This is a genomic window from Rhizobacter sp., from assembly GCF_035702065.1.
In the GTDB taxonomy this organism is placed as follows: domain Bacteria; phylum Pseudomonadota; class Gammaproteobacteria; order Burkholderiales; family Burkholderiaceae_C; genus Rhizobacter.
Genome location: NZ_DASSRA010000144.1, coordinates 1 through 4,980, shown reverse-complemented (window position 1 = coordinate 4,980; position 4,980 = coordinate 1). Strand labels below are relative to the sequence as shown.

5 protein-coding genes and 1 pseudogene are annotated in these 4,980 nt (G+C 69.2%); all 6 read right to left on the bottom strand.

Annotated features, from left to right (window positions below; all coding sequences use genetic code 11):
* Window positions 1–450, bottom strand: a pseudogene (locus tag VFL64_RS06970) (hypothetical protein); the annotation flags it as partial.
* A 287-nt stretch (window positions 451–737) separates the two neighbouring features.
* Window positions 738–1,673: a septal ring lytic transglycosylase RlpA family protein gene (locus VFL64_RS06965; protein WP_489539652.1), complete on the bottom strand. Its 936-nt coding sequence runs from the start codon at window positions 1,671–1,673 to the stop codon at window positions 738–740.
* A 29-nt stretch (window positions 1,674–1,702) separates the two neighbouring features.
* Window positions 1,703–2,659 carry a Bug family tripartite tricarboxylate transporter substrate binding protein gene (locus VFL64_RS06960; RefSeq protein ID WP_489539651.1) on the bottom strand — a complete coding sequence of 319 codons (957 nt, stop codon included), beginning with the start codon at window positions 2,657–2,659 and terminating at the stop codon, window positions 1,703–1,705.
* On the bottom strand, window positions 2,656–3,357 hold the full coding sequence (locus tag VFL64_RS06955) for an alpha/beta fold hydrolase (RefSeq protein ID WP_489539650.1): 702 nt from the start codon (window positions 3,355–3,357) through the stop codon (window positions 2,656–2,658). Before VFL64_RS06955 ends, VFL64_RS06960 begins: the two co-directional genes overlap by 4 nt.
* A gap of 2 nt (window positions 3,358–3,359) precedes the next feature.
* On the bottom strand, window positions 3,360–4,349 hold the full coding sequence (locus VFL64_RS06950; RefSeq protein ID WP_489539649.1) for an aldo/keto reductase: 990 nt from the start codon (window positions 4,347–4,349) through the stop codon (window positions 3,360–3,362).
* A 123-nt stretch (window positions 4,350–4,472) separates the two neighbouring features.
* The coding region (locus VFL64_RS06945) for a Gfo/Idh/MocA family protein (RefSeq protein ID WP_489539648.1) at window positions 4,473–4,980 on the bottom strand (508 nt) is incomplete at its 5' end.

The following is a 4,980-nucleotide window of genomic DNA, read 5'->3' as shown; positions in this document are numbered from 1 at the left end:
GCTGTCGTAGTTCTTGGCGTTGATGGCGATCACCGAGCCCTGGCTGAAGCCGGCCACGACCACGCCCTTGGAGCAGTCGGCGGTGGCGCGGGCGCACAGCTTGGAGACGGCGCTGCTGGTCGAGCCGCTGTTGTAGATGTACCTGGCCTTGGACAGGATCTGCGAGCAGGTGCCGAAGAGGCCGCTGTCGTACTGCACAGCGGCGGCCACGAAGCCCTTGGCGGCCATCTCGGCCACGGCCGCGGTGGCCTGGGCGTTGTTCCAGGTCTCGGTGGTGCCCACGGTGTAGATGAACACCGGGTGCTTGCCTGAAGCGGGCTCGGTGCCCTGGATGCTGTAGCTGCTGAGGCCAGCCGAATAGCTGGAGCTGAAGTTGCCGGCGAAAGCGGCGCCGCTCGCCAGGGCGAGGGCGGCCAGAGCGGCCAGGCGTTGGACCAGTCGACGTTGCATGAAGGTGTCTCCGTTGTGGTTTCAGTGGCTGTGACGGCACTGATCTCCCCGCTGGGTCGGTCGGAGGGCGGGGGCCGCGTCCTTTCGAGAAGACGTCTGGCCGCACTCCACGGGGAACGGAAATATTGCACAGCAGTGCAAATAGGCGCCCAGCGTTTTCCCTGCTGTGGCGCTTTTGTACGCGGCAGCTGCGGGTTAACGCGTGGTTTTGAGCTGGATAGCCACTGCGTTCATGCCGAAGTTCACCTGCCGTGCTATTTGGCGGCCTGGAAGGCCGGCTCCCCCGCTCAGCGGCGCTCCACCACCACGGGCACCAGCTTGAGCGCCTCGCGCACCCGCGCGGCGGCCTCCTGGGCCTCGCCGCGCGTGGGGTAAGGGCCTGCCTGCAGGCGGTAGATCTGCGGCTCGCCGAAGATGGCCAGCAGCGGCGACAGCCAGCTCAACTCGTCCGACACCCGCTTCTGGAACTGCTCCGCGCCGTCGCGTGCGCGGAAGGCGCCGAGCTGCACCCAGTAGCCCTGGGCGGCGGTGGTGAAGGCCCGTTCGGGTGCGGGCTGCGTCGCCACCGGCGGCAGGGCCGGTGCAGGCGGGGGTGCCGCCCGCGAAGGGCTGGTGGCCACGACCTCGACCACCGGCGCCACCGTCTCCGGCGGCGGCTCGGGCTTGTCGCCGCGCTGCCAGCTGCCGCTGCGGATCTGCTCGTGCGTGATGCGCTCCACCTCGACGGGCGCCACGCCATTGAGCACGCCGAGCTTGAGCGCAGCGGTGTAGCTCAGGTCGATGATGCGGTCTTCATGGAAGGGCCCGCGGTCGTTCACGCGCACGATGATCTCGCGCCCGTTGGCCGGGTTGCGCACGCGCGCGTAGCTCGGGATCGGCATGGTCTTGTGCGCCGCCGTCATCGCGTACATGTTGTAGACCTCGCCGCTGGCGGTGCGCCGGCCCTGGAACTTCTTGCCGTACCAGCTGGCCAGGCCTTTCTCGCGCAGCGCGGGGTCGCCCTGGATCGGCGTGTAGCTCTTGCCCGACTGCTCGTAGGGCTTGTTCGGCCCACCTTGGCGGATGGGCTCGACCTGCGGTTGCGCGTCGGGCACCTTGTCGAGGTTGGACGGCGGGCGGGATTCGGGGCCGTCCTTGGTCACCGTGCTGCAGGCGGCCAGCAGCAGGCTGAGCAGGGCGATGAAGAAGAGGCTGTGGGCGGGGCGGCGGGGTGTGGTCGTCATCGGGCAGGTCGGTGAGCGGCTTGCCGATGCTACTGCCGCTCGATACCCGTCTTGTCGATCACCTCACCCCAGCGCCGGATCTCGCTCGTCAGCAACGCCTGCAGCTGCTCGGGCGTGCTGCCCTGCGGCCGCACCCCCAGGCTGCGCAGGCGTTCCTGCACCGCGGGGTTGGCGACGGCCTCGTTGGCGGCGCGGTTGAGTTGCAGCACGATCTCTCGCGGCGTGCGCGCCGGCGCAGCCAGGGCGTTCCAGGAAGCCACGTCGTAGTCGGCCACGCCCGATTGCTGCACCGTGGGCACCTCGGGCAGGCCGGCGTAGCGCGTGCCCGAGCTCACCGCCAGTGCGCGGATCACCTTGGCTTCCACTTGCGGCAGCATGGGCCCGAGGATCTCGAAGGCAATGTCGATCTCGCCGGCGCGCAGGGCCGTGAGCACGGCCGGTGTGCCCTTGTAGGGCACGGTGACCGCGTCGATGCCGGTGCGCATCTTGAAGAGTTCGGCGCTCAGGTGCTGGGTGCTGCCCACGGTGATGCTGCCGATGGTGAGCTTGCCCGGCTGCTGCTTCGCGAAGGCGATCACCTCGGCCAGTGTCTTGAAGCGCGAGCCCTCGGCCACAAACACCGCCAGGTCGAAGCTGCCCAGCGTGGCGATGGGGGCGAAGTCCTTTTGCACGTCGAAGGGCAGCTTCTTGAACAGGCCTGCGCTCACCGCGTTGCCGTTGCTCATCAGCAGCAGCGTGTGGCCATCGGGCGCGGCCTGCGCCACCGCGGCGCTGCCGACCACGCTGCCGGCGCTGGGGCGGTTGTCGACCACGATGGTCTGCTTGAGCGTCGCGCTCATCTGCTGCGCCACCGTGCGGGCGGTGATGTCGGCGATGCCGCCGGGCGCGAAGGGCACGATCAGCGTGATGGGCTTGTCGGGCCAGGCGAAGGCGCGGCCGCTGGCGGCGAGCAAGAGCGCGGCGGTGGCGTGGCGGCGCGTGATCATGTGGCCAGCCAATCGGCGAAGGCGCGCGACACGGCCTCGGGTTGCTCCATCGTGCTCATGTGGCCGCACTGTTCGACGACCACGAGCTTCGAGCCGGCGATGCGCTCCTGCATGAGCTCGTGCCGCGAGGGCGGGCTCCAGGCGTCGTCGCGCCCGCACAGCAGCAGCGTCGGGCAGCGCACGCTGGCGAGCAGCGGCTCGGCATCCGGCCGGTTCAACAGCGCCTCGATCTGCGCCGCGTAGTGGTCGGGCGTCTTGCGCGCCAGCATCTCGACGATCTTGTCGAACAGCGGCGTGCCGTGCCGGCTCGGGTGCACCATGCCCAGCGCCCACTCGCGCGCCATCGCGTGCATGCCGTCGCGCCGCGCGATGGCCAGCAGCTTCATGCGGCCTGCGCGCTCCGTCTCACCCGCTTCGCCCTCGGCCAGCGGGTGGTAGGAGGTATCGAGCAGGGCCAGGCGCTCGATGCGCTCCGGCGCGAGGCGCAGCATCTCGAAGGCGACGCGCCCGCCCATCGAATGCCCGGCCACCGCCAGCGGCCCGGCGGGCGCGGTGGCGAGCACGTGCTCGGCCATGCCGCGCAGCGAATCGAGCTGGCCGTAGTCGGGCACGTGGCAGGGGCCCAGCGCGTCGATCTGCGCTTGCCACACGGCCTGGTCGCACAGCAGGCCGGGCAGCAACACGCGTGTGGCCGGCATGTTCAGAACTCCTCGGTGTCGACGCCGGCCTGGGCCATCGCGTCGTAGCGGCCGCCGACCACGGTGTCGCGGTTGATGAGCGCGTCGAGCTGCCGCATCGTGGCGGCGTCGAGCTGCACGTTCACCGCGCCCAGGTCGTCCTGCAGGTGGGCCACGCTGCGCGTGCCGGGGATGGGAATGATGTGCGGCGCACGGTGCAGCAGCCAGGCCAGGGCCAGCTGCGAAGGCGTGCAGCCCACGCGGGCGGCGATGGCCTGGTAGCCGTCGAGCAGCTTGAGGTTGGCCGCGTAGTGGTCGGGCGCGAAGCGCGGCATGGTCTTGCGGATGTCCTTCTCGCCCAGCGTGCCCACGTCGCGCAGCTCGCCGCAGAGAAAGCCGCGTGCCAGCGGGCTGAAGGCGACGAAGGCGGCGCCGATCTCGCGGCAGGCCTCGAGCACGGCGATCTCGGGGTTGCGCGTCCACAGCGAGTACTCGGTCTGCAGCGCGGTGATGGGGTGCACCGCATGCGCCCGTTTGAGCGTCGCGGCCGAGACTTCGGAGAGACCGATCGTGCGCACCTTGCCCTCGCGCACCAGGTCGGCCATCGCGCCCACGCTGTCTTCGATCGGCACCTTCTTGTCCCAGCGGTGCAGGTAGTAGAGGTCGATCACCTCGGTGCGCAGGCGCTTCAGGCTTTGCTCGCAGCTCCACTTGATCGTCTCGGGCCGGCCGTCGACCACGCGCTTGCCCTCGGCGTTGCCGTGCAGGCCGCCCTTGCTGGCAAGGGTGAACTTGGAACGGTGCTGCGAGAGCACCTCGCCGACCAGCGTCTCGTTGAGGCCGAAGCCGTAGAGCGCGGCGGTGTCGAAGAGGGTGACGCCGCTGTCGAGGGCGCTGAGGAGCAGGGCTTCGGCGTCGGCGCGTGAGGGGGGCGTGCCGTAGGCGTGGCTGAGGTTCATGCAGCCCAGGCCGAGGGCTGAGACGTTGAAGGGGCCGAGTTGACGTTGCTGCATCGTGATGATTGCGAGTGCGGAGCGGGCCTTCGATACCTCAGGCTGAGCGGGCTGAGTGTGTGCCAAGGATTGCTGCGCAGGAGGAAACCGCTCAGGCTGAGGTATCGAAGCCCCACACCGACATCACCCCAACTGCTGCTCCAACTGATGCAGCACCTGGTAGCAAGGCAGCACCTGCGCCACGCTCGCATTCGGCTCGCGCTTCTCGCGGATCGCGGCGAAGAACTCGCGGTCCTGCAGCTCGATGCCGTTCATCGACACGTCGACCTTGCTCACATCGAGCTTCTCATCCTGGCCGTTGAAGAGGTCGTCGTAGCGCGCGATGTAGGTCGCCGAGTCGCCGATGTAGCGGAAGAAGGTGCCCAGCGGACCGTCGTTGTTGAAGCTCAGGGACAGCGTGCAGATCGCGCCATTCGCCGCCTTGAGCTGGATGCTCATGTCCATCGCGATGCCGAGCGCCGGATGGATCGGCCCCTGCACCGCATTCGCTTTCACGATCGGCGAGCCGCACTGGTAGGCGAACAGGTCCACCGTGTGCGCCGCGTGGTGCCACAGCAGGTGGTCGGTCCAGGAGCGTGGCTGGCCCAGCGCGTTCATGTTGGTGCGGCGGAAGAAATAGGTCTGCACATCC